Below are 24179 nucleotides of genomic sequence, written 5' to 3'. Positions count from 1 at the left end.
CATCACCGCCACTATGATTAAATTATGTCGTCTGTTTCATTTTCACATATCGATCTAAAATAATCAAAATGGGTGGCAGTACGACAATTGTAGAAAACAGTGCAAGTGAAATATTGATCAAAGTCATCAAACCAAAATCTCTTAAAATGATAAAATCGGAAGCAACTAATGCGCTAAATCCTCCAATGCTTGTGAGTGCCGTTGCAAAGATCGCTTTACCAATCGTTCGATTCGTCATTTGTATTGCCTGCTCTTTCGGATGTCCTTTTTCCCGCTCTTCAAAATAGCGCTCCATGATTAAAATCGTAAATTCTGTGCCAACTCCAATAATGAGTGCACCTAGTGTAGCAGTAAGCGGCGTGTAACTAATCCCAAGAGCATACATGATCGCACCCGACCAACCGACAATGAAAAGGATCGGCAATAACGGGATCATTGCTTTTACTGGATGTCTGTATAAAAGGAGTAACCCTAAAAACACAAAAGCAGCCCCGAGCAACGTCATTTGATATCTTCCACTCACTAATCCATGGATCATCTCCACATCTAGCACCGCTTTGCCTGTTACGGTTGTATCCAGTTCATCGATCGCGTGTTTCTTCAAGTAATGATTCAATTCCCCTAAAAACTTTTCAAGATCCGCTGCTTCTAAATGTTTGATGCTGACCGTAATGACCCCTTTTGAATGATCTTGATTCACAAAAAGCTTTGCTTGGTCTTCCGGCAGTTCAGAAAATTGTTCACGGGCCTCATCGCCGCTTGGGAGCTCACCTTCATTCATTTTCTTCAGAATACCTGTCATCGACTTTGTATCGACAACGACTTCTGGAAATTCTGTCGGCAAGGTCTTTGTCATTTGATCAATCCATACGAGAGACGCATCGGAAAGAACGTCCTCACCTTCGTAGACAAGGGAAACTTGATCCGTCGACCCTAAAATATCGCGTAGCTTATGAATGTCTGCCAGTTCTTTAGAATCTTGCGGCATAAAAGTTTCTACATCTGTTTGTACTTTCGCATCTAAATCTACAAAAATACCAAATGCCGCAGCCGCAAAGGCTAAAAGGATAATCCCCCACCTAAAGACAAGTGTTTTTTTCGTAAACCATTCTAGAAAACGATCAATAGCAATGACTCGTTTAGCCTTTTTTCGTTTCGCCTGCCCTTTTTTCTTTGTTGAAAAAAAGTGATCGCGAACGAAAAGAATGGGTAACAAGAGAAACAGCGCGAATAGAAAACTAATAACCATCCCGACTGTTAACATTTTCCCGAAATCTTGGATCATCGGCACAGGCGATGTGGAAAGGGCAATGAATCCTAAAACCGTTGCAACCATCGCAGTGAAAATAGCCGGTACCATTTTTTGAATCGTTACTGCTAAACTTTTTTTCGCTCGATCACGAGCGTTGTTAAAATTCGTCATTGTTAGCCTCCTCACCAGTCATCTCTTCGTTGTAACGGTTTTGAAATTGAATGCCGTAATCGATGCCAAGTCCGATTAAAATTGGGAATACGGCCATCGAAACCATTGTAATCGGGATATTGAGCCAGCCCATTGTGCCAATTGTCGCAATGACCGCAACTAAGACAGTCGCTAAAGATAGCAAGCGCCAACTAACATTGAAGACTAAAAATAAAACAATGACCATAAACGTTAAGGCAAGAACGAGCATCTTTTTCATACTGTCTTGCATGGAGGAACGAATCGCATTGTCCAGTACAGGTTTACCCGATACGATTATTTTTGCTGTGTCAATCTTTTCTGCATGTAAATAGTCATTGATCGTCGCTACCACTTCACTTTTCCCAGCATCCGCCGTATTTCCTTTAAAGCGAATCATCATGAGCATATGCCGGTCGTCCACAATCACTTCTTCAAACATCGGTCGAAGTTTGCCCTCATCGTAGACGATATTGTCGAGCGTTGCTTGTTTCGTTGGTAAACCAGGTGTCATGATGTCTGAGTACCCGTGGGTCATGTGCATATTTTCACTAATCGTTTGTAACTTCCCGCCCATTTTTGGAAGTTCTGCCTCTGCGAGGCCGGGCTGCTTCAAGCTTTCTTGCTGCGGGATTTCAAGCCCCGGATTACGTTGGAGATTTTCACCCATCTCTGTTAATTTACTCCCCATTGTATCTAAGCCGTCTCTGATTTCTTCGATCCCTTCCCCAAATTGCACTGCTTGCTTCGATGCAATTTCTTCCACAAGTGTGACGGGACTTACAATACTGTAAATTGAATCATTTGTTTTTAGGGCATTCTCCAACCCTTTCATGTGCGCCAAATTTTCAGGCGTCAGTAACTGATCCGACTCATAAAGCACAATGATCGATTCCCCGCCAAACTCTTTTTCTAGCATAACATTATCTTTGTAAACGTCTGTGCTGCTATTCACTAACGTATCGTTCCCTGTCGCCATCCGTACATTCCTAACCCCGCTTGCCAATAAAATGATGACAATTACGGTAATAAAGATTGACTTCATCGGAAACTTTTGCAATAAACTTGCAAGCCTTTTTAACACATGCCCTTCCCCCTCGTATATGAGTATTAGCAATAACTAACCTATATCGCCACCTCAATTGTAAGTTACCACTAACACTCATGTTAGCAATAAGTATTTCGGTTGTAAAGAAAAAATCTTGTGGGTCACTCAAACAAAAACAGCCCCCAGACCGAATCATCGATCAAGGGGCACATTTCTTTGGCGTCACCGCTTCCGCCATTTAGATGTATTTTCTAACATCCTCAATATCCTCATACCTAAAAATATTAAAAAGCAAAATTTTTAAAGTAACGTTGTCTACAGTTAAAATACCATCTTTAATGTCTTGCGGCACCTTGCCAAACTTTTGAGTTAACAATTGAATAGCTGTTTCGGATAAAACTACCGCCTCTCCTTTTATTTTGATGTTACAAGATGCTTTCCATTTGTAGCATTAAAATAAACCGCTACCATTTTTTCTTTATCGGCATTCCAACCGATTACTAATATCAGGGTGATTTTTGTCTCTGGATCTCTTCTAATCATAAAATTATAGCCTTTTGCCCAATCTTTACCTGGATGAATATCACCTAATTCTATTGCTTTTTTGATTAATTGAGGAGAGTCGTAGTTAATATCTTCCAACTTTATAAACTCTTCTGCGGGATAAGGAGAATCACCTTCCCCGGTTACATCCTTTGCTTCAACAATTTCCCCCTCGTAGATCGTGACTAAAAATATTTTATTGGTATCAGGCACCCCAAAATCAATATTCCAGTATTTTCTTTTACCATTGCCCCCAATTGCTTTCCCAGGCTTATCTCTGTCTATATTAACTCCCTGTAATAATTGAGCGTTTTCATTCCATTCCAAAGCAGAAGGATAAGCTAAATCAATTGCTTGCTTTATTGATAATTCTTGGTGCCCAAAGACTTCTAATGGATCTTCAGCTGATTTTATAGAACGAGTAGTTGCGTTCCAAACAGGAACAATAGAAATGAACATAAGCAGAATAACAATGATTATTTTCCTCATTATTTCACACCTTTTTTCAAGGTGTACTCTTTCCAAATTTCATTCAATTATCCTGCCCCTTTAGTTCAATAAGAAAATGGCTTTACTCCTTCTTGAAGTAAAGCATCACGTTAGTGGAACATACTAAATACTAAAGCAATTAGGTAGAGTGGGACTCCGACAATTAACATCCCAGCAACAAGATAACAAATACTCGTAAAAATAAACTTAAAGAAATCGTAGATAGCTCCGGCTAAATCATCAATAAACCTTGCCATTTCTCTCCTCCATAATCTGCTCCATTAGCACAATAAGAAAAGCATTACTGTTGTTTCAGTAAAGCGTCCGTTAATTATAAGTCGAATAACAACTTATCTACTGTTACTGTAATATGTCATACATTCATCCTCACTATGAACGGCGTTGACAAGAATGTCAATGACAATAAAACACCTATTGTTAACCTCATATGATATTCTTTTAGTAGTTGTATTTCAATCGACTCCTTCAAGTAGAATAATCAGATGGGGAAGATTATTGCAGTACAAGCTTACCGAATAAAACAACCATTATTCCAATCCCCACTCCAAATGCTGCAAATCATTGATCGAAGTCACTTCCGTTCGGATCCACCGCAAATTACCCGCAAATGTTTCGGAGCAGGGAAAGTCAATTCTGCATGCCCGATCCCCTTGTACACATCGAATATGCGCTTTAAAAACTGTCCATTGTTCGGCATCCAGAATGGCCGTTTCATACGGCAGTAATTCAAATCGATACTGTTTCGCTAATGAATCAAAATAATTTCTTGAAACTGTTTTCTTCATGTTTTCGTAGGTATATTCATCCAAGCCCCAACGAATGATAATGGGGCCATCAGACAGGTTGAGTTTAACTTTACAATACCCACCCTCCACATCTTTTGCCACTTTCAATAACTCATAATTCTGCAAGTTAATCACCTAACAGCTTTCTCGATATATCGTAGCGCCAGGCACTTCTAGAACAGCCTCATATAAATATTTTTATTCATTATTCAAAAAAACGAATGAAAAGGAATATACGATTCTTTAATCCCATGCACAATGGCTTTTTTGATTGATGATTGACTTGTTGGTGCAGCACGAAATGGGATGTTGTATTTTTTCGCATAGTCTTTTGCGATTTTGCTGCTTCGGTGAGAGGAATGGGCACTTGCGGAAATAATGAGATCGACGTTGCGAACAGCTGCTTCAAACCGCGATCGATTCTCATCACCGCTTAATGTATGAATGGTGAAATCTGCTTCGTCTGCGAGCGCGATGAAGTCGGAAGATCTGAAATCTGCACCAACAATGACAATGTTCTTATCTTTTAATAGTTGCTCTTCCGCAATATTCCATTTATTTTCCTTATGGTTACTTGATTCTTTGTAATAACTTGAAGGTTTTGGGGTCTGTGTTGCGAGTTCATCGGTATAATCGGGGTATTGCCAAACGACGCGGTAGCTGCTCGGATTATTGCGGAAATAAGCGATCGCTACGACGCTGCCTTGTTGTAGTTGATAACTTTGGATTTCATTGTCTTTAATTAAAAATTGATAAGGCGTTTCGCCGTCGAGTTTAATCGTTTGGATTTTACCATCCATAATCCTTTGATTTGCGACTAAATAGCCGTCAGAAGTCGTTGATAATAGACAATAAGATAATTCTACTCGATTGCATTCATGTGCAGTTGTGCTCTCCCTTCGTTTAATGAAATATAAATTATGGGGATCGTCGCCGATCGCTTCAATATAATCGCCGTGTACAAAACCATGCGTTCGAATAAGTTTTTCAGGGATAAAGACATCGCCGTTTTTCCCTTTCAAAATACCGCCTTTTAGTTTACGATCAAGTGGCACGCCAAGCTCGGCATTCGATTCATTGGTGACAGCTGTCGCTATTATTTTTTGTGAAGAATCTTGCAAAGTAGTCATCGTTTCACTAGAAGTTTCTGTCTCTACCGTTTCGCTTGGCTTTACAATATCCGGTACAGTGCCCCAAATCGAATGGGATAACTTGATGAATTCAAATAGCTGATCCACTTGTTGTTTTGTTTCTTCGATCGATTCATCGGACATTTTTTCAATGAGATGAATGATTTCTTGTTTTATCATTTCCATATCCTGTACACTCCTTTCGATAGGTTTTTGGTTAATCAGTGAAGAGTATAATATCAGTATATTAAAAGCTTAGCATATTTAAGTCTTAATCATCTGATAATTCATCATGCCATTATGAAAACATTCGTGTTGCCCTACCAAAACTCCTTTTGAAAATATAAAAAGCTCCCACCTTTTTGTGAGAGCTCAATCTTCTATAGCGATTCAATCGTCATCAGCCCGAATCACTTCCCCATTTTTCCATTCAAATCTTGCGAAGTCTTCCGCAATATAAAGCGTTGGGAAAATCGCTCGTCCCTGTTTTTTTAAGTTTGCCACGTCACTTGGTAAAAAGCGGGCGCTAATATGATTGGCGATTAACGTTTTGACATCGGCTTTTTTCGCAACAGTTGCTGCATCTCCGATTGTGGAATGACCGAATTCCTTCGCAAGATTTCCTGTTTCATTATCAAATGTTGCCTCATGGACGAGGATATCTGCACCACTTGCTAATTCAACGGCCGCGGCGCAGTAGCTTGTATCTCCTAAAATCGCGACGGTAAACCCTTTTTGCGGTTCCCCGGTAACGTCTTTACTTTGGATCAACCGCCCATCTTCCAACGTAACGTCCTGTCCGTCTTTTAACTGTTTAAGCAGCGGACCTTTCGGCACACCGAGTTCATGGACACGATCGATGAGTAATTTACCGGGCAGCGGTTTTTGTTCGATTCGATAGCCAAGGCAAGGTAAGACGTGCGCTAAGTTCTTCGCAGTGACACGGAAGTTGTCGTCTTCAAAAATAGTTCCTTCCCCAATCTCATGGATGGTGAGCGTATAGTTCAAATGGGTTTTTGTAATCCGAAGTGTTGTGAGCAGCCATTCTTTCAGTCCGACTGGCCCATAAATCTCAAGCTTTTCCTCCCCGCCAAGGAAAGAACGAGAGCCAATCAACCCCGGCAAACCAAAAATATGGTCGCCATGTAAATGGGTAATGAAGATTTTGCTAACCTTTCGTGGTTTTAACGATGTATGTAAAATTTGATGCTGCGTTGCTTCCCCGCAGTCGAAAAGCCAATACCCTTCTCCTTCTGCGGCTAAATTTAAAACAACAGCCGAAGTGTTGCGCATTTTGGACGGCATACCTGCACCAGTTCCTAAAAATTGCAGTTCCATAACAACCTACCATCCTTTCAAAGTTTGCCTCGTTTGACGGACCCAAGCCCAAACTTTTTCTCTAATTGTGAAACCAAATTGTCTAGTTGTTCCTCTTTGGCATGTTGCTCGAAATTATCGATCGACAGCTGTTCGAATATTTCATTCACCGGAATGACATTGGAGACCGTGATCCCAAGGAGCCGAACGGGTTCTTCATCCCAATGGTGTTTGAATAATTCGGAAGCGACACTGTAAATATCTTGTGCTTGATAGATTGGATTTAATACAGTCCGGCTTCGTGTATGATTGCGCCAATCGGCCGAACGTATTTGAATCATGACAACGGAACCGGCGAGCTGTCTTTGTTCGAGCCGCCCCGCAACTTTTTCCGCCAGCCCTTTTAACACCGTTAAACAGCCTGCCATTTCTGTTTCATCGACTGGTAAAGTTGTTGAACTGCCAACGCTTTTCATTTCAGCTGCCGCTTCGGGATCGACGGGACGATAGTCGATGCCGTTTGCCCGTTTCCTTAGACGCTGTCCATTTTTACCAAGTAATGCTTTGACGATCAATTCTTCTGACTGCGCCAACTCGCCAATTGTATAAATACCAAGTTCGTTCAGCTTTTGCTCCGTGCTTTTCCCAACACCATGCATCTCTATGACCGGCAGCGGCCAAAGTTTCGATGGCACTTCCCGTTTACGCAAAATCGTAATACCCATTGGCTTTTTCATATCAGAAGCCGTTTTGGCGAGAAACTTGTTCGGCGCGATCCCAATGGAGCAAGGTAAATCAAGTTCGTTATAAATCCGCTGCTGCATATTTTTCGCGATATCGACCGCATTCGTTAAACCGCCAATATTAGTAATATCAATATACGCTTCATCGATTGAAACAGGTTCTACAAGGTCCGTGTACGAGCGCAATAAAGTGAAAACAGCAGCAGACGCGGTTCGATACTTGTCAAAATCCGGCGGGACGATGACAAGATCCGGACAAAGCCGTTTCGCTTCCCCGACCGTCATCGTTGTGTAAATGCCAAGCGCCCGTGCTTCGTAGGAGCAAGTGACCAAAATGCCGCGCCGTTGTTTCGGATTTCCCGCAACCGCCATCGGGATTCCTTTTAAAGAAGGATCATGCGCCTGCTCGACCGATGCAAAAAAACTGTTCATATCCAAATGTAAAATGACTCTTGTCTGCACTTTGCGATTCGATAGCATTTCATGTCCTTCCTTTCTTCATTTCGGAATTTTCCACAAGAATCAAGCAAAAACCGGGCGGAAGACCCCGACCGGTTTCGCGTATAGTAATTATAGGGCCGCCGCTGCTTGCGTCTCTACATACTCTTCAATTTCATCCATAGCCGTTATCGTTTCCGACAAAATTTCCGGGTCAATCATAGTAATCATTCGGTTTTCTAAATTCGCCACAGCTGTAAAGTAAGGCGTTTTGGAATAAGCGAGCAGCCCTGTCTTCGTTAATGAACTTGTTGGAATATCGAGTATTTCTTTCGCATCAGGGACAAGCAGGCCAATATGGAGACGATCCGTTTGGACGACAACAACACGTGTTTCATCATGCGTTAATGCGCTTTTGTTATATAAAATTTGCTCAAAATCTAAAATTGGAACGAGTTCCCCGCGAATGTTCATGAGTCCTACGACAAAACTTGGAAGATGCGGGATCGGCGTAACTTTTTCTAACCGTTCGATCGAGACGACCGATGCAATGTCCAATGCGTATTCTTCATTGCCACATTGCACGATGACTGTTTTTAAATAGCTCATCAGTTGAACCTTCCTTTTTTATCAATTCGTTTTAGATGGCGATTACTGCTCCGCTGTTACGCGAACAATTTCAAAGAGCAGCTCCGTCAATTTTTCCAGTTCTTCAACGGGCATCCGTTCCTTCGTCGTATGAATTTCTTCATAGCCGACTGATAAAGTCACTGTCGGAATGCCAAATCCATTAAAGACGTTGCCGTCACTCCCACCGCCACTTGTCATTAATTTCGGTGTCCGGCCAATCTTTTCAATCGCTTGAATAGCAGTTTGAATGACTTGTGCTTCTTCTCCAATGCGAAAACCTGGGTACATCAGCTGCACTTCCGTTTCAGCTTGTCCGCCCATCCGCCCTGCAGTTTCTTCGAATGTTTCTACCATGTGCGCCGTTTGTTTATTGAGCTTGTCTTCTTGAAGGGAACGTGCTTCCGATAAAATATGCACTTCATCACACACAATATTAGTCGCGCGTCCGCCTTCAAAACGGCCGATATTCGCGGTCGTTTCTTTGTCGATTCGACCGAGTGTCATTGCCGCAATCGATTTCGCTGCGATATTAATCGCTGATACACCTTTTTCCGGCGCAACGCCCGCATGCGCCGTTTTGCCTCGAATAATCGTTTGAAGTTTTGCTTGGAACGGTGCAGCGGTCACAATGCCGCCCACTTTGCCGTCGCTATCTACGGCGTAGCCATATTTCGCGGTAATGACAGCCGGATCCATTTCTTTCGCACCCGCTAAGCCGCTTTCCTCACCTGCTGTAATGATGAACTGTACATCACCATGCGCTACCTTTTGCTCATTCAGCATCCGTGCCATTTCAAATAATGCAGCGATGCCGGCTTTATCATCCGCACCGAGAATCGTTGTGCCGTCCGAGTAAATATAGCCGTCTTCCCGCAACTCGGGCTTAATGTTTAACCCTGGAACGACTGTATCCATATGACAAGTAAAATAAATTGGGTCTGCAGTCGAAACGGTTCCTTTTTTCGTGGCAATTAAGTTCCCCGCGCCATGTCCATTTTCGTCATCCGAATTATCTTCTTCCACGTCGAAACCGAGTGCTTCCATTTTCTTTGTTAAGACGTCTGCAATTTGCCGTTCGTCCTTCGTTTCAGAATTAATTTGTACTAGTTCCATAAATTCTTCAATTAATCTTTGCTGATTCATCCGAGCATCTCCTTATAGTGGAATATTTCCATGTTTCTTTGCCGGTCTCGTTTCTTGTTTGTTACGCATCATTTCAAGCGCTTGCAGCAGTTTAATACGTGTTTCCCGCGGATCAATGACATCGTCAACCATACCATGCGAAGCGGCGACGTAAGGATTCGAAAACTTATCCCGGTACTCGACAATTTTTTCGGCACGTGTCGCTTCAGGATTGTCGCTTGAATCAATTTCACGTGCGAAAATAATATTGGCTGCCCCTTCCGCACCCATCACAGCAATTTCCGCATTTGGCCATGCAAATACGACATCGGCACCGATCGACTTGGAATTTAACGCAACATAAGCGCCGCCAAATGCTTTTCGTAAAATAACCGTCATTTTTGGCACAGTTGCTTCCGAATACGCATACAAAATTTTTGCGCCGTGACGAATAATACCGCCGTGCTCTTGCTTAACGCCAGGGAAAAAGCCAGTGACATCTTCAAATGTGATGAGTGGAATATTAAACGAGTCGCATGTACGGATAAACCGCGCAATCTTATCGGAGGAATCGATGTCGAGTCCGCCTGCCATCACTCTCGGCTGATTACAAACGAGTCCAACCGTTTCGCCTTTCATCCGCGCAAATCCAACGACGGCATTGCGTGCAAATTCCGCCTGCACTTCCATAAATGATTCGCTGTCTACCACTTGTTCAATGACGCGGCGAATATCGTACGGACGCGTAGTTTCAAATGGGACAACATCCGCTAAATCTGGACGGTAATCGTCTTGCTCATCAAATGGAAGGATCGGCGTTTGTTCTTTGTTATTTTGCGGCAAATAACTAAACAATTTGCGCACATCGGCTAAAACCGTCGCTTCATCTTTTCCGCGGAAATGTGCATTCCCGCTAATTGTATTATGTACTTTCGAACCTCCAAGATCCTCGGAAGAAATTTTTTCACCCGTTACCGTCTCAATGACTTTCGGTCCTGTAATGAACATTTGGCTCGTTTCATCGGTCATAAACACAAAGTCCGTAATCGCCGGGGAATAAACAGCACCGCCTGCACAAGGACCAAGAATAACTGAAATTTGCGGAATGACACCCGAGTAAATAGCATTCCGATAAAAAATCTCGCCATATCCGTCGAGGGACACAACCCCTTCTTGAATGCGCGCGCCGCCGGAATCATTCAGACCGATAAAAGGTGCACCGTTTTTGGCGGCTAAATCCATCACATTGGCGATTTTCATCGCATGCATTTCACCTAAAGCACCGCCAAAAACAGTAAAATCTTGGGAGAATAAATAAACGGATCTGCCATCGATTTTCCCGTAACCCGTCACCACACCATCGCCGGGACCCACTTGCGTATCCATGCCAAAGTCGCGTGTTCGATGGGTAACAAATGGATTTAATTCCACGAACGAATCTTTATCTAACAGTAAATCAATTCGTTCTCGTGCCGTTAATTTCCCTTTTTCATGTTGCTTGGCAATGCGTTCATCGCCGCCGCCCAGTTCAATTTCTCGTTTTTTGTCGTATAACTCATTAATTTTATCGTAAATATCCATTTAAGACCCCCCCTTTGCCACTTTTCTCACACAGTTCATACAAAACGCCGAATGATGATTTCGGATGGAGGAAAGCCACTTCTGCCCCGCCTGCTCCTAATTTCGGCTCTTCTTGCAAAAGTTGAACCCCTTTTTCTTTTAACTCCGCCATTCTCGTGCGAATATCAGGTACGCCAAATGCGATATGGTGAATACCTTCACCGCGCTTTTCAATAAAAGTTGCAACTGGACCCTCTTCCCCAATCGGTTCCAAAAGCTCCAACTTTATATTACCCGCATCTAGAAAAGCGACCCGTACTTTTTGACTTTTCACTTCTTCAATCGCCAGGCATGACAAGCCTAGCGTCTGTATATAATAGTCTAACGAACGATCGATACTTTTTACGGCAATCCCAATATGATCCACTTTTTTCATCGCCCATTCCCCCTTCTTTCCTATTGTACAATTTACTGGAAGCATTCGCTAGCTGTTGAGAAATTCGGGATTTCTGCTAAAATAGAAGTATCTTTGACGTGAGGTGTCTTGAAACATGAGCAATAAAAAAATTCAAAAAATTGTTGTCTATTTAATGATCATCGCAATGGTAGCCTCTAGTTTATTATTTGGGCTTAGCGCAATGTTAGGATAAGTTGATACAAGTGCAAAAACAGTCCTAAACATGTGATTACGTACATGTTTAGGACTGTTTTTGTGTTGATAAAGATCAATGAGAAACTTATATAGTTTCGCTGTTTTTATAATTTGTATCATTTCAGAGCGAAAAACCTTCCTAACTAGTTTACGCCCTCTGTTTTAATTTAAAAATCTCTCGATCATGTTCGGAAATTTTTTTATCGAAATATTCCAGATCTTCCTTCGTCGCAAGCTGTTCAAATTTAGTCATAGTTTCCGAATGGTATTCACTTAATCTAGCCGTTTGCTCGTACATAATTTGTTGTTTGGCACCCATGACGATGACAGTTTCTTTTACTTGCCCTAAATCTTCTTTTACTTGTCCTAGCTCTTCTTTTACTTGCCCTAACTCTTCTTTTACTTGTCCCAAATCTTCTTTTACTTGCCCTAGATCCTTTTCAATTAAATTAACACGGTTGTTTAATTGCTTTAGTTCCTGCTGGATAGGTTGCAATTCTTCTCTTAAAACTGACCTCAAAATTTGCGTGATATCATCCATAATATAATTTCATTCCCTTCGATTATGTTGGCATAGGGGATTCCAAAGAGAATTCTAGAGATCTTATTCATTGGAGATGATGCTAAAATTATAGCATATCCACTTCATCCGGTCGATCACGTGATGAAGCATCAAAATGAATAAAAACAGCCTGTTAATCTGTGCAGATTAACAGGCTGTTTTACATTTGTGATTATACTTCCTCACAGAACTCCTCAAATTGGCTTTGTAAGTTTGCTACTACAGACATTGGGTCATGCCCTTCGATTTCGTGGCGGCCAATTTCCGCAACGAGCTTGCCGTCTTTTAGTAAAGCAAATGACGGTGAGGATGGCAGATGATCTTCGCCGAAGTGCATACGTGCTTGCGCTGTTGCTTCTTTATCTTGTCCAGCAAATACCGTAACAAGATGATCCGGGCGCTTATCATAATGAACTGCATGCGCAGCTGCAGGACGCATAATGCCGCCCGCACATCCGCAAACGGAATTGACTGCGACTAATGTCGTACCAGGTCTTTTGAAAGCTTCTTCTACCTGTTCTGGCGTTTGAAGCTGCTCATATCCGCTAGCTTCCATTTCACCGCGCCCTTGCGTTAAGATTTGGTCCATATATAAATTGAAATCCATGCTCATTGGTGTTGTATCCCCTTTCTTTTTTCATTTTCATCATAGCAAAAGGAAACATTTCCCGCAATCGATGAATCCCCTAAGATCGATTTAAATCATCCCTCATCAAATAACTGATCGATTGCGCTGGTCACCGTTAATTTACCATCCATTAATTCCCTTTCAAGCCCCGCAACTTTTTCTTTCCGATGAGGCTTTGAGAAAAACGAATCGATCAATCGATCATGGATCATCGCATGGAACCAATCTTTCGTCTGCGCTTGTCTTCGTTCTTCCCAGTATGCACTTTCTTCCATCGCTGCTTTAAACGATTGAATCGTTTCCCACACCACATCAAGCCCTGTTTTTTGAATCGATGAAACGGGCATTGCGACCGGTGTCCATCCCGGTGATGCGGGATGCAAAAATCCCAGCAACTGGCGGTATTCTCTCACCGTTTTTTTTGCCAATTTTAAGTTATCGCCATCCGCCTTATGCACAATGATCGCATCGACAAGTTCCATAATTCCTTTTTTCATCCCTTGTAATTCGTCTCCGGCTCCTGTTAGCGCGAGCATGAGGAAAAAGTCCACCATGCCGCGAACGATCGTTTCGCTTTGTCCCACACCAACCGTTTCGATTAACAATACATCGTATCCAGCCGCTTCACATAATAACATCGTTTCCCTCGACTTCTTATGGACACCCCCCAATGTACCAGAAGAAGGCGAAGGCCGAATAAAAGCATTCGGATGCTTCGCAAGCGTCTCCATTCGGGTTTTATCCCCAAGAATACTTCCGCCTGAAAGCGTCGAGCTTGGATCAATCGCGAGTACTGCAACTTTATGTCCTGCTTCCGCGAGCATTAAACCGAAAGCTTCGATAAATGTACTTTTACCAGCTCCTGGTACACCAGTGATCCCGATTCGAATGCTATTGCCTGTATGCGGCATGACATTTAGCAATAATTGCTGTCCCGCTTCCCGGTCAATCGATTTTGTACTTTCTAACAGCGTAATGCCTTTTGCGAGATCGAGCCGTGAACCGCTTAAAATGTTTGTTGTCAGCTCATCGATAGGAATCGAGCGGTCTTTTTTCACAAATCGTTTGCGCGTTGTTTTGTCCATGCCATCATGCGACGCGGGCAGGCCGCCCATTACATGGAGGGCACTCTCTTCAGTCTGTTTGCGATTTTCCGTCACTCGACCACTTCCTCATACCCAAGACGACGATAAATTTCTTCAATCACTTTCTCGGCAGCAACCGGAATAACGGTTCCCGGACCGAAAATCGCGGATGCACCATTTTCACGAAGAAATGCGTAATCTTGTGCAGGAATCACACCGCCGACAACGATCATGATATCTTCCCGCCCAATTTTCACAAGCTCTTCACGAAGGGCAGGAACGAGCGTTTTATGTCCTGCTGCCAGCGAACTAACGCCGATGACATGGACATCATTTTCCGCTGCCTGCAATGCTGTTTCAGCAGGCGTTTGGAACAATGGGCCAATGTCCACGTCGAAACCAAGATCCGCGAATGATGAGGCGATCACTTTCGCACCGCGGTCATGGCCGTCCTGTCCCATTTTAGCGATCAGAATTCGCGGTCTGCGCCCTTCATTTTCGAGAAATTCTTCTGCCATTTCTTTCACATCTTCAATTTCTTCTTGATTTGAAAAATTGGAACTGTAAACCCCGCTCACTGATCGAATCACCGCCTTATGTCTGCCCGATACTTTTTCAATCGCATCCGAAATTTCACCAATCGTCGCACGAGCCCGGGCTGCATCGACTGCCAACGCTAATAGATTGCCAATTCCGCTGCTTGCGGCATCCTTAATCGCCGCAAGCGCTTTCGCTACTTCATGATCGTCACGTTTCGCTTTCATTTCTTGAATGCGGTTCACTTGCTTCTCTCGAACGAGTGTATTATCGATATCTAAAATATCGATCGGTTCTTCCTCAGCTAGACGATATTGATTCACCCCAACAATTGTTTCTGCATTCGAGTCAATTTGCGCTTGTCGTTTCGCCGCAGCCTCTTCAATTTTCATTTTCGGCAAGCCGGTTTCAATTGCTTTTGCCATGCCGCCGAGGTCTTCAATTTCTTCAATTAACTGCCACGCTTTTTCCATGAGCTCGTCTGTTAATTTTTCCACATAATACGAACCGCCCCATGGATCGATCACTTTTGTCATCATCGTTTCTTCTTGCAAGAACAGTTGTGTGTTCCGCGCGATGCGCGCTGAAAAGTCGGTTGGCAGCGCAATGGCTTCGTCTAATGCATTTGTATGAAGCGATTGTGTATGCCCCATGGCGGCCGCATTCGCCTCGATCAATGTTCTAGTGACATTATTGAACGGATCTTGTTCGGTTAAACTCCAGCCCGACGTTTGCGAATGCGTGCGCAGCGCAAGCGATTTCGGATTTTTCGGATCGAAGGACTGCATCATTTGTGCCCAAATTTTACGCGCGGCACGCATTTTGGCAATTTCCATAAAATAATTCATACCGATTGCCCAGAAAAACGATAATCTAGGTGCAAATGAATCAATATCAATGCCAGCTTTTAATCCCGTTCGAACATACTCCAATCCATCCGCCAGTGTATAGGCAAGTTCAATATCCGCCGTTGCCCCCGCTTCCTGCATATGATAGCCAGAAATCGAAATCGAGTTGAATTTCGGCATATTTTGTGAGGTATATTCGAAAATATCAGCAATAATTTTCATCGACATGTCGGGCGGGAAAATATACGTATTGCGTACCATATACTCTTTCAAAATATCATTCTGGATCGTCCCTGCGAGCTTTTCTGGCGTAACGCCTTGTTCTTCCGCCGCAACAATATAGAATGCCATAATCGGCAAGACGGCACCGTTCATCGTCATCGATACGGACATTTGATCGAGTGGAATACCGGCAAATAAAATCTTCATATCTTCAACAGAATCGATTGCGACACCCGCTTTTCCGACATCTCCGGTAACGCGCGGATGATCTGAATCGTAACCGCGATGCGTTGCCAAGTCAAAAGCAACCGACAACCCTTTCTGTCCCATCGCCAAGTTTCTTCTATAAAATGCATTGCTTTCCTCGGCAGTAGAAAAGCCCGCATACTGTCGTACGGTCCATGGTCTTGACACGTACATCGTCGGATAAGGCCCCCGCGTATTCGGTGCAATGCCGGGGTAATCATTCAAATGATTGACATTTTCAATGTCATCCTTCGTATAAAACGATTTCACATCGATGCCTTCGTTCGTTGTGAACAAGCTGCGCTTTGGCGCCGCTCCTTGCTGAATCTGATCCAGTTGTACTTTTGTAAAATCTGGTTTCCTCATCACGCACGTCCCCCTTGCCATTTGCTTTTGATGTCTAAGAGTTTGTCAACTTTATGTTGACCGGCATAGAGGAAGCCGTTGATGCCTGCTTGCTGCCATTTTTGCGAAAGCTTATCGTCATATTTTCCAGCAATGTCTAAGATCACATTAGGGACACCCGCTTGCAACAGCCCTTCTACAAATTGTTCGGTTTCGCCAGAAGCTGCACAGACGATTGCATAATCCGGCTTTTCCTGCGCAAGCCACTCTTTTGCCTGCTGTGCGCTTTGAAAAGCTGGGCTCCATGTTGACTGAATACCGCCCGTCGCCAAAAAACCTTCGACGAAGTCAGCACGCGGCTTAAAATTTTTCAATTCGCCAAACGTTAATAACACCGTCTGAGGCTGTGCTACTGCGAACTGTTCCCTCAATTGTTCAAAAGGCTCCGCCAGCCGGTTAGCAATCAGCAGTTGCTGATCATTTTGCGCAAGTGGCTCGGTTAAATCCGCGTACACGTTTGTACCGATTAAAGCCTTTTTCCCAGTCGCCACTTCAACTTGCCGCGCAGCCAATAACTGGGCAAGTTGTCCACTTTTTAAAAATGCATCGGTTCCGCCCGAAGCTTCGATTTCCAAAAAACGCGCCCAAGCCTTTTCGACTAGTTCACTTGTCAAAGCTTCCATAAAATAAGCGCCGCCTGCCGGATCAATCACATGACCGACATGCGTCTCTTTGCGGATGACAAGCTGAATATTGCGCGCTAGGCGAACCGCGCTTTCTGTCGAGCCTGTTAATACATTATGCGGATAAACCGTAATGACATCTGCGCCGCCTAACACAGCCGCAAACGCTTCATTTCCCGCACGGAGTAAATTGACGTGTGGGTCTAATTTCGAATAAGAACGCAAAGACGTTGTCGCTAGGATCGGCACATCTGGTATTTCATTCGCATCGTAAGCTTTTCCGAATGCCTGCCATAATAGGCGAAACGCACGGAATTTCGCAACTTCCATAAAGAAATGCGTATCCACCGCAAATCGGACAAAGAAATCTTTAGCGAAAGCGTCAAATGCACTATATTTTGTTGCGGCTTCTGCTGCTTGCGATAACACAAGCGCCAATTCTGTCACCGCATCCGCCCCGTTATGATGCACCGACCAAGCATCCCCACTTGCCGTTCGCACATTTTCATATCCTGCTGGTAATGTAACTCGAGTATGTAAAATGAGTCCGCTTACATTTTTCCGTTGGGCTACTGGAACTGCGTCAAAAACTGTGAGGATTGGATCATTCGCCTCTACATGTGATAAAACGATTGGCACTTTCACAATCGTTTTAACCAACTGTCCAATCGATGCTTCGTCCCATTGAACCGGCTGCTTTCCATCATAAACAACTGCTTCGTTCCCTCTTGCTAAGGAATTTTGCAAGTTTCCTAGAAAGCTTTTTCCATCCGTACCGATAGTTTCTTGCGCAATGGTCCAGCCGGCATTTTTTTTCGTTACACGGGACTGAATATGTACATTTTCTAACTGCTCTTTTGTATACAACGGTTGAAGGTCAATGCCTTCTATTGTTTTCGTAATAAGCGATTCAAACGGTTTCCCCTTTAATGATTGAACGGCCTGTTTTTCCCAATCAGAAAAATCAGGTTTTTCGAATGATGTTTGTTTCATTTTTTGAATGGTCATCGGTGACATTCCCCTCCCATTTTTGAAGCAGTTTCCTATATATCTATAGTACATGACTTTTAATCGTGTTGAAAGCTAGAAAGTCCCGAAACCAGTTAACCGGCACGGGACTTTCAAGACTTTTATAAATTAATAAACAGAGGTATTTTCTGCTGTCATATTTTCCAGGATTTCTTTCACACGCGCGAGGAACTGACCGCAAATAAGGCCATCTAACACGCGGTGATCGAGTGATAGACAAAGATTGACCATATCACGAACTGCAATCATACCGTCAATAATAACTGGACGCTTAACGATCGATTCGACTTGCAAAATCGCGGCCTGCGGATAATTAATAATCCCCATCGACTGAACAGAACCGAAAGAGCCAGTATTATTCACCGTAAATGTACCGCCTTGCATTTCCGCACTTGTCAGTTTGCCCGTGCGTACTTTTTGTGCAAGTTCATGAATATCGCGGCCGATGCCTTTGATCGTTTTATCATCGGCATGTTGAATGACTGGCACGAACAAAGAATCTTCCTTCGCAACGGCAATTGAGATGTTAATGTCTTTTTTCTGGATAATTTTATCGCCCGCCCACATGGAATTCATCATCGGGAATTCTTTCAATGCTTGGGAAACAGCTTTAACGAAAAAGGCGAAATACGTTAAATTGAAACCTTCTTTTTGTTTAAAATCATTTTTCAATCCGTCACGTAGTTTCACAAGATTCGTCACGTCGACTTCAATCATCATCCACGCGTGCGGCGCTTCATGCTTCGAACGAAGCATATTGTTCGCGATGGCACGGCGTACGCCAGAAACCGGGATTTCAACATCCCCCGCCATCGTCGGAACGTTGACCGGTTCAGCCGGCTTTGGAGCTGGCGCAGTTTCGATTGTCTGCGCTGCGGGTTGGACAGGTGCCACGACTTCTGTTTGCTCGGCTTCTGGTGCTGTCGGAATGGTGCCGCTGTCAATCAGCTTTTGCAAATCTTTGCGCGTAATTCTTCCATCGCGTCCTGTCCCTTCGACTAGAGCAAGATCTATGTCATGTTCTTGTGCCATTTTCAGCACTGCAGGTGAAAAGCGTCCCGCTGCTTTCCCTTTTGTTTGTTTCACAGGAGCAGTCGGCTGCGGTGTTGCCTCTGCTTGTTCGGGTGCAACCGTTTCAGCTGCCGGCAGTTCTGCTGCTATACTGCCGCCTTCCGTCTCAATCGTACAAACAATCGCACCGACTTCCAGCGTATCGCCTTCATTTGCGACTAATTCAACGATTGTCCCTTCGAATGAAGAAGGCACCTCCGCTGTCACTTTATCCGTATTCACTTCCGCAAGCGGATCATATTTGTTCACATGATCGCCCGGCTTGACGAGCCATTTTTCAATCGTACCTTCTGTAACACTTTCGCCGAGTTTCGGCATGTAAATATTTTCAATCGCCAAGATAGCGTCCTCCTTTCTCTTAAAACTCTGCAAGCTCGCGTGCGGCTTGCTCGACTTTGTCTGGATTGATCATGAAGAACCGCTCCATCGTCGGTGCATACGGCATCGACGGGATGTCTGGTCCTGCTAATCGTTTGATCGGTGCGTCAAGTTCAAAGAGACAATGTTCCGCAATAATCGCCGCCACTTCACTCATGACGCTTCCTTCCAAGTTATCTTCCGTCACAAGCAGTACTTTCCCTGTTTTAGATGCCGCTTCAATAATTGCTTCACGATCAAGCGGATATACTGTACGCAAGTCAAGAATATGCGCAGAAATACCATCTTCCGCAAGACGTTCTGCCGCCTGCAACGCAAAGTGAACGCAAAGTCCATACGTAATAATTGTAATATCTTCCCCTTCACGTTTCACATCTGCTTTACCAATTGGGAGTACGTAATCATCTGTTGGCACTTCGCCTTTAATGAGACGGTAAGCACGTTTATGTTCGAAGAATAATACCGGGTCTTCATCACGAATCGCCGCTTTTAATAAACCTTTCGCGTCATACGGCGTAGACGGAATAACAACTTTCAAACCTGGCGTACTGTTAAACATCGATTCAACGGATTGTGAATGATAAAGGGCCCCGTGCACTCCGCCGCCGAACGGGGCACGAACGACAATTGGGCACGTCCAATCATTATTGGAACGATAACGAATTTTTGCAGCTTCTGACACAATTTGGTTAACAGCAGGCATGATAAAGTCTGCAAACTGCATTTCTGCAATCGGACGCATGCCATACATCGCGGCACCAATCCCAACACCCGCGATCGCCGATTCTGCAAGTGGTGTATCGAGTGCACGGTACTCACCAAATTGATTGTAAAGACCTGTCGTTGCTTTAAAAACGCCGCCTTTACGGCCAACGTCTTCCCCTAGAACGAAAACGCGGTCGTCTCGTTCCATTTCTTCTTTCATCGCAAGCGTAATCGCATCAATAAAAGACATGACTGCCATTAGTCGTTCTCCCCCTTTTCAGCGTAGACATGAAGAAGTGCCGATTCAGGCGCAGCGTATGGTGCACTTTCCGCATATTCCGTTGCTTCGTTTACTTCTTTCATAATCGCTTCGTCCATTTCTTTTTCTAGTTCTTCTGTTAGGACGCCCACTTCTTTTAAATAAGCTGCAAATTTCGGCAGCGGGTCAAATTGTTTTTCGTTTTCCAATTCTTCTGCATCACGATATTGACGATGATCGTCATCTGATGAGTGTGCTGTTAAGCGATAGCAGATTGCTTCCACTAGGCTTGGACCTTCGCCGCTTCGTGCACGATCTGCAGCCGTTTTCATCGCTTCATACACAGCGAGCGGATCTGTACCGTCAACAGTCACACCCGGCATGCCGTAGCCAATTGCGCGATCTGAAACATTTTCGCAAGCCAGTTGTTTGTCAACAGGTACTGAAATGGCATATTTGTTATTTTCAACCATAACAACTGTCGGAAGCTTATGAACACCTGCAAAGTTCATGCCTTCGTGGAAGTCGCCTTGGTTGGAAGAACCTTCCCCAAGCGTCACAAACGTGATAAAATCTTCCCCCCGCATTTTAGCGGCAAGTGCAACGCCGACTGCATGCGGCAATTGTGTCGTGACAGGGGATGATCCTGTTAAAATACGATTTTTCCGCTGACCGAAATGGCCGGGCATTTGACGTCCGCCTGAATTCGGATCTTCGGCTTTCGCAAACGCTGACAGCATTAAGTCTTTTGCGGTCATGCCAAAATGCAGGACAACGCCCATGTCTCGGTAATATGGCGCGATCCAGTCTTTGTCGTTATCGAGTGCATAAGCTGCACCCACTTGTGCCGCTTCTTGTCCTTGACAGGATACGACGAATGGAATTTTTCCTGCACGGTTTAATAACCACATCCGCTCGTCAATGCGGCGAGCCATTAACATCGTTTGATAAATGTGCAAAACATCCTCATTTGTTAAACCAAGTTTCTCATGACGTGTTTGAGTCATGTGCATAATCCCCCTTTAAAAAGTTCTATAGTTACATGTGTATTGCGATACCCTCAACAGCTAAAGCAGCTTCACCCATAACTTCAGAAAGTGACGGATGCGGATGGATTGTTGTAGCGATTTCCCACGGCGTTGCATCGAGCACCATCGCAAGACCTGCCTCAGAAATAAGGTCTGTCACGTGCGACCCGATCATGTGGACCCCGAGAATATCATCTGTTTCTTTGTCCGCAACGATTTTTACAAATCCATCTGAATTTCCGTTCACAAGCGCTTTTCCAATCGCCATAAATGGAAATTTACCTACTTTCACATCAAAGCCTTGCGCTTTCGCTTGTTGCTCTGTCAGTCCAACACTAGAAGCTTCCGGACTTGAGTAAATACAGCGGGAGATTTTCGTATAGTCGATTGGTTCATTTTGAATGCCTGCGATATGTTCAACTGCTGCAATGCCCTCATGGGAAGCGACATGCGCAAGCTGCAGCCCGCCAATACAATCACCAATTGCGTAAATATGATGTTCTTTCGTTTGGAACGTCGGTCTCACTTGAATGACGCTATCTTTCACTTCAATTTCCGTGTTTTCAATGCCGATGCCTTCTACATTTGCTTCTCGACCGACTGAGACCAGCATCTTTTCTGCCGTAAATGATTTTTGCTCGCCGTTGATCTCTGCTGATATCGTAATAGAATCTCTCATTTTAGATAGTGAATCAGCAATCACTTTTGCACCAGTGACAAATGTAATGCCTTTTTTGGAAAGAAGTTTTTTCATTTCCTTAGAAATATCTTCATCTTCTGTCGGGATGATACGGTCCGCGTATTCTAAGACGGTTACCTCTACCCCAAAATCATTCAACAGGGATGCCCATTCAATGCCGATGACACCGCCGCCGACAATGAGCATGGATGTTGGCAACGTTTCCATAGACAACGCACCATCTGATGATAAAATTTGTTCTTCATCTATGTCTACTCCTAGCAGCGTACGTGGCCTGGAGCCAGTTGCCAGGATCAAGTTTTTCAAAACAAGCATTTCGTTTTCATCACCGTTGTTCATTTCAACAGAAATGGTTCCAGGCATTGGCGAGAAAATAGAGGGGCCTAGCATTCGGCCTGTTCCTTCAAATACGTCAATCTTGCCTTTTTTCATAAGCGCAGTGACACCGTTATGCAGCTGTTTAATAATGCCGCTTTTTCTTTCTTGTACACGGCTAAAATCGAGCGTCACATCTTTTACGTTGACCCCGAACTGTTCAGCTTGATTTTTAGCTGTATCGTACACTTCGGCACTTTTCAGCAATGCTTTACTCGGAATACATCCCTTATGGAGACATGTACCTCCTAGTTTCTCTTTTTCTACAAGAGCCGTTTTCAACCCCAATTGTGCAGCACGGATCGCAGCGACATAGCCGCCCGTTCCTCCGCCTAAAATGACTACGTCATATTCACGTGCCATACGATTTTGCCTCCTTCAATCCTAGTTCAGATGGATAGTTTTTAGCGTCTTCTTCGCCAGACAAGACGCGGATTGCGCCTTCTGCAAGTGCTTGCAATTCATCTTCACCCGGATAGACAATAATATCTGAAATCCAATCAATTCGATTGGAAATATTTTTGATAAATTCTTTGCCGTACGCAAGACCGCCCGTTAAAATAATGGCGTCTACTTGACCTTTTAGAACAGCAGCAGCACTGCCGATTTCTTTTGCTATTTGATAAGCCATTGCATCATAAACCAGTTTCGCTTCTTCATTTCCTTGTTCTATCATTTTCTCCACACGAACAGCATCGTTTGTCCCTAAGTAACCAACAAGTCCGCCGCGGCCGACAAGTAATTTCATGACTTCGTCACGATACAAATCCCCCGAAAAACTAAGGTCAACGAGCGCACCAGCAGGAACCGTACCTGCTCGCTCGGGACTGAATGGTCCATCGCCATGAAGCCCATTATTGACGTCGATCACTTTTCCATATTCGTGCGCACCGATCGTAATCCCGCCGCCCATATGCGTGACAATGAGACGGAGTTCTTTGTACCTCTTGCCAATTTGTTTGGCGAATCGTCTCGCAACGGCTTTTTGGTTTAATGCGTGGAAAATAGACAGCCGGTCAATGGAAGCAACACCAGAAAGACGGGCAATCGGTGCAAGCTCATCGACGACGACAGGATCGACAATATAGGCCGGAATATTAAGCCCCTTCGCAATTTCGTTCGCTAAAATCCCGCCAAGATTCGATGCGTGCTGTCCCGCGTACCCTTTTTTCAAGTCTTGCAGCATTGCTTCGTTTACGGCATATGTACCGCCTTCAATTGGACGAAGCAGTCCGCCTCTCCCGCAAACAGCGGACAGCTTGGAAATGTTAATACCTTCTTTTTCAAGTGTTTCAAGAATGGTCTGTTTACGAAAAGGATGTTGATCGATGATAGAAGAGAAGCGCGCAATTTCTTCAGATGAATGACGTAATGTCTTTTCCATCAACAGCTTTTTTCCTTCAAAGACACCGATTTTTGTTGATGTGGATCCTGGATTGATCGCCAGGATGCGGAATGATGTGTTTTGCACATGAATACCTCCCCCATATCGATCATGCGCGGGAGGAGAAACTCTCCCCCCTCGTAAGAATCGATTGGATAAAGTGAACCTGCCCTCA

The 24179-nt window shown here is 44.1% G+C and carries 22 protein-coding genes; 1 reads left to right on the top strand and 21 read right to left on the bottom strand.

What is annotated here, in order from left to right; translation table 11 throughout:
- Window positions 1–22 precede the first annotated feature (22 nt).
- The 11 genes from AU377_RS02845 to mce all read right to left on the bottom strand — a co-directional run bounded on the left by AU377_RS02845 (window position 23) and on the right by mce (window position 11703).
- Window positions 23–1423 carry an RND family transporter gene (locus AU377_RS02845; RefSeq protein ID WP_067403764.1) on the bottom strand — a complete coding sequence of 467 codons (1401 nt, stop codon included), beginning with the start codon at window positions 1421–1423 and terminating at the stop codon, window positions 23–25.
- Complete coding sequence (locus AU377_RS02840) at window positions 1410–2525, bottom strand: MMPL family transporter (protein WP_067403762.1); 1116 nt, start codon at window positions 2523–2525, stop codon at window positions 1410–1412. Before AU377_RS02840 ends, AU377_RS02845 begins: the two co-directional genes overlap by 14 nt.
- 378 nt (window positions 2526–2903) lie before the next feature.
- Window positions 2904–3521, bottom strand: coding sequence for a hypothetical protein (locus AU377_RS02835; protein ID WP_067403759.1), 618 nt, complete (start codon window positions 3519–3521; stop codon window positions 2904–2906).
- Window positions 3522–4069: 548 nt separating this feature from the next.
- Window positions 4070–4462: a hypothetical protein gene (locus AU377_RS02830; RefSeq protein ID WP_156450354.1), complete on the bottom strand. Its 393-nt coding sequence runs from the start codon at window positions 4460–4462 to the stop codon at window positions 4070–4072.
- Between the two features lie 74 nt (window positions 4463–4536).
- Window positions 4537–5643 carry a DUF2325 domain-containing protein gene (locus AU377_RS02825; RefSeq protein WP_067403753.1) on the bottom strand — a complete coding sequence of 369 codons (1107 nt, stop codon included), beginning with the start codon at window positions 5641–5643 and terminating at the stop codon, window positions 4537–4539.
- Window positions 5644–5847: 204 nt separating this feature from the next.
- The gene (rnz, locus tag AU377_RS02820; protein WP_067403750.1) at window positions 5848–6795 is read right to left on the bottom strand and encodes a ribonuclease Z; all 948 of its coding nucleotides are present in this window, start codon (window positions 6793–6795) and stop codon (window positions 5848–5850) included.
- A 17-nt stretch (window positions 6796–6812) separates the two neighbouring features.
- Complete coding sequence (locus tag AU377_RS02815; RefSeq protein ID WP_067403746.1) at window positions 6813–7997, bottom strand: DNA polymerase IV; 1185 nt, start codon at window positions 7995–7997, stop codon at window positions 6813–6815.
- Between the two features lie 90 nt (window positions 7998–8087).
- A complete protein-coding gene (locus AU377_RS02810) occupies window positions 8088–8564 on the bottom strand; it encodes a chemotaxis protein CheW (protein WP_067403744.1) in 477 nt (158 codons plus the stop codon).
- A gap of 42 nt (window positions 8565–8606) precedes the next feature.
- Window positions 8607–9728: a M20/M25/M40 family metallo-hydrolase gene (locus tag AU377_RS02805; protein WP_067403741.1), complete on the bottom strand. Its 1122-nt coding sequence runs from the start codon at window positions 9726–9728 to the stop codon at window positions 8607–8609.
- 12 nt (window positions 9729–9740) lie between these two features.
- Entirely contained in the window at window positions 9741–11288 is a 1548-nt protein-coding gene (locus AU377_RS02800; RefSeq protein ID WP_067403738.1) for an acyl-CoA carboxylase subunit beta, read from the bottom strand.
- The gene (gene mce, locus AU377_RS02795; protein ID WP_067403735.1) at window positions 11272–11703 is read right to left on the bottom strand and encodes a methylmalonyl-CoA epimerase; all 432 of its coding nucleotides are present in this window, start codon (window positions 11701–11703) and stop codon (window positions 11272–11274) included. Before mce ends, AU377_RS02800 begins: the two co-directional genes overlap by 17 nt.
- 115 nt (window positions 11704–11818) lie before the next feature.
- Here mce and prli42 point away from each other — a divergent pair, with 115 nt between their 5' ends.
- Window positions 11819–11917 (top strand): stressosome-associated protein Prli42, encoded by a 99-nt coding sequence (prli42, locus tag AU377_RS15430; RefSeq protein ID WP_156450353.1) that lies wholly within the window; start codon window positions 11819–11821, stop codon window positions 11915–11917.
- A 150-nt stretch (window positions 11918–12067) separates the two neighbouring features.
- Here prli42 and AU377_RS02785 read toward each other — a convergent pair whose 3' ends face one another.
- The 10 genes from AU377_RS02785 to buk all read right to left on the bottom strand — a co-directional run bounded on the left by AU377_RS02785 (window position 12068) and on the right by buk (window position 24091).
- The gene (locus tag AU377_RS02785) at window positions 12068–12460 is read right to left on the bottom strand and encodes a hypothetical protein (protein WP_067403729.1); all 393 of its coding nucleotides are present in this window, start codon (window positions 12458–12460) and stop codon (window positions 12068–12070) included.
- Window positions 12461–12653: 193 nt separating this feature from the next.
- A complete protein-coding gene (locus AU377_RS02780) occupies window positions 12654–13094 on the bottom strand; it encodes a BrxA/BrxB family bacilliredoxin (RefSeq protein ID WP_067403726.1) in 441 nt (146 codons plus the stop codon).
- An 89-nt stretch (window positions 13095–13183) separates the two neighbouring features.
- Window positions 13184–14224 (bottom strand): methylmalonyl Co-A mutase-associated GTPase MeaB, encoded by a 1041-nt coding sequence (gene meaB / locus AU377_RS02775; protein WP_067403957.1) that lies wholly within the window; start codon window positions 14222–14224, stop codon window positions 13184–13186.
- A 41-nt stretch (window positions 14225–14265) separates the two neighbouring features.
- Complete coding sequence (scpA, locus tag AU377_RS02770; protein ID WP_067403724.1) at window positions 14266–16413, bottom strand: methylmalonyl-CoA mutase; 2148 nt, start codon at window positions 16411–16413, stop codon at window positions 14266–14268.
- The gene (locus AU377_RS02765) at window positions 16413–18083 is read right to left on the bottom strand and encodes a methylmalonyl-CoA mutase family protein (protein WP_067403721.1); all 1671 of its coding nucleotides are present in this window, start codon (window positions 18081–18083) and stop codon (window positions 16413–16415) included. The genes scpA and AU377_RS02765 overlap by 1 nt, the downstream gene beginning before the upstream one ends.
- Window positions 18084–18212: 129 nt before the next feature.
- The gene (locus AU377_RS02760; protein ID WP_067403718.1) at window positions 18213–19514 is read right to left on the bottom strand and encodes a dihydrolipoamide acetyltransferase family protein; all 1302 of its coding nucleotides are present in this window, start codon (window positions 19512–19514) and stop codon (window positions 18213–18215) included.
- 19 nt (window positions 19515–19533) lie between these two features.
- Window positions 19534–20517, bottom strand: coding sequence for an alpha-ketoacid dehydrogenase subunit beta (locus AU377_RS02755; RefSeq protein WP_067403714.1), 984 nt, complete (start codon window positions 20515–20517; stop codon window positions 19534–19536).
- Complete coding sequence (locus AU377_RS02750) at window positions 20517–21524, bottom strand: thiamine pyrophosphate-dependent dehydrogenase E1 component subunit alpha (protein ID WP_067403711.1); 1008 nt, start codon at window positions 21522–21524, stop codon at window positions 20517–20519. The genes AU377_RS02755 and AU377_RS02750 overlap by 1 nt, the downstream gene beginning before the upstream one ends.
- A gap of 31 nt (window positions 21525–21555) precedes the next feature.
- Window positions 21556–22983, bottom strand: a complete 1428-nt coding sequence (lpdA, locus tag AU377_RS02745) for a dihydrolipoyl dehydrogenase (protein WP_067403708.1) — start codon at window positions 22981–22983, stop codon at window positions 21556–21558.
- The gene (gene buk / locus AU377_RS02740; RefSeq protein ID WP_067403705.1) at window positions 22973–24091 is read right to left on the bottom strand and encodes a butyrate kinase; all 1119 of its coding nucleotides are present in this window, start codon (window positions 24089–24091) and stop codon (window positions 22973–22975) included. Before buk ends, lpdA begins: the two co-directional genes overlap by 11 nt.
- Window positions 24092–24179 lie beyond the last annotated feature (88 nt).

Source organism: Sporosarcina sp. HYO08 (assembly GCF_001563475.1).
In the GTDB taxonomy this organism is placed as follows: Bacteria; Bacillota; Bacilli; order Bacillales_A; family Planococcaceae; genus Sporosarcina.
Note: the sequence above shows the minus strand (reverse complement) of the source record. Positions and strands in the feature narration are given on the sequence as shown.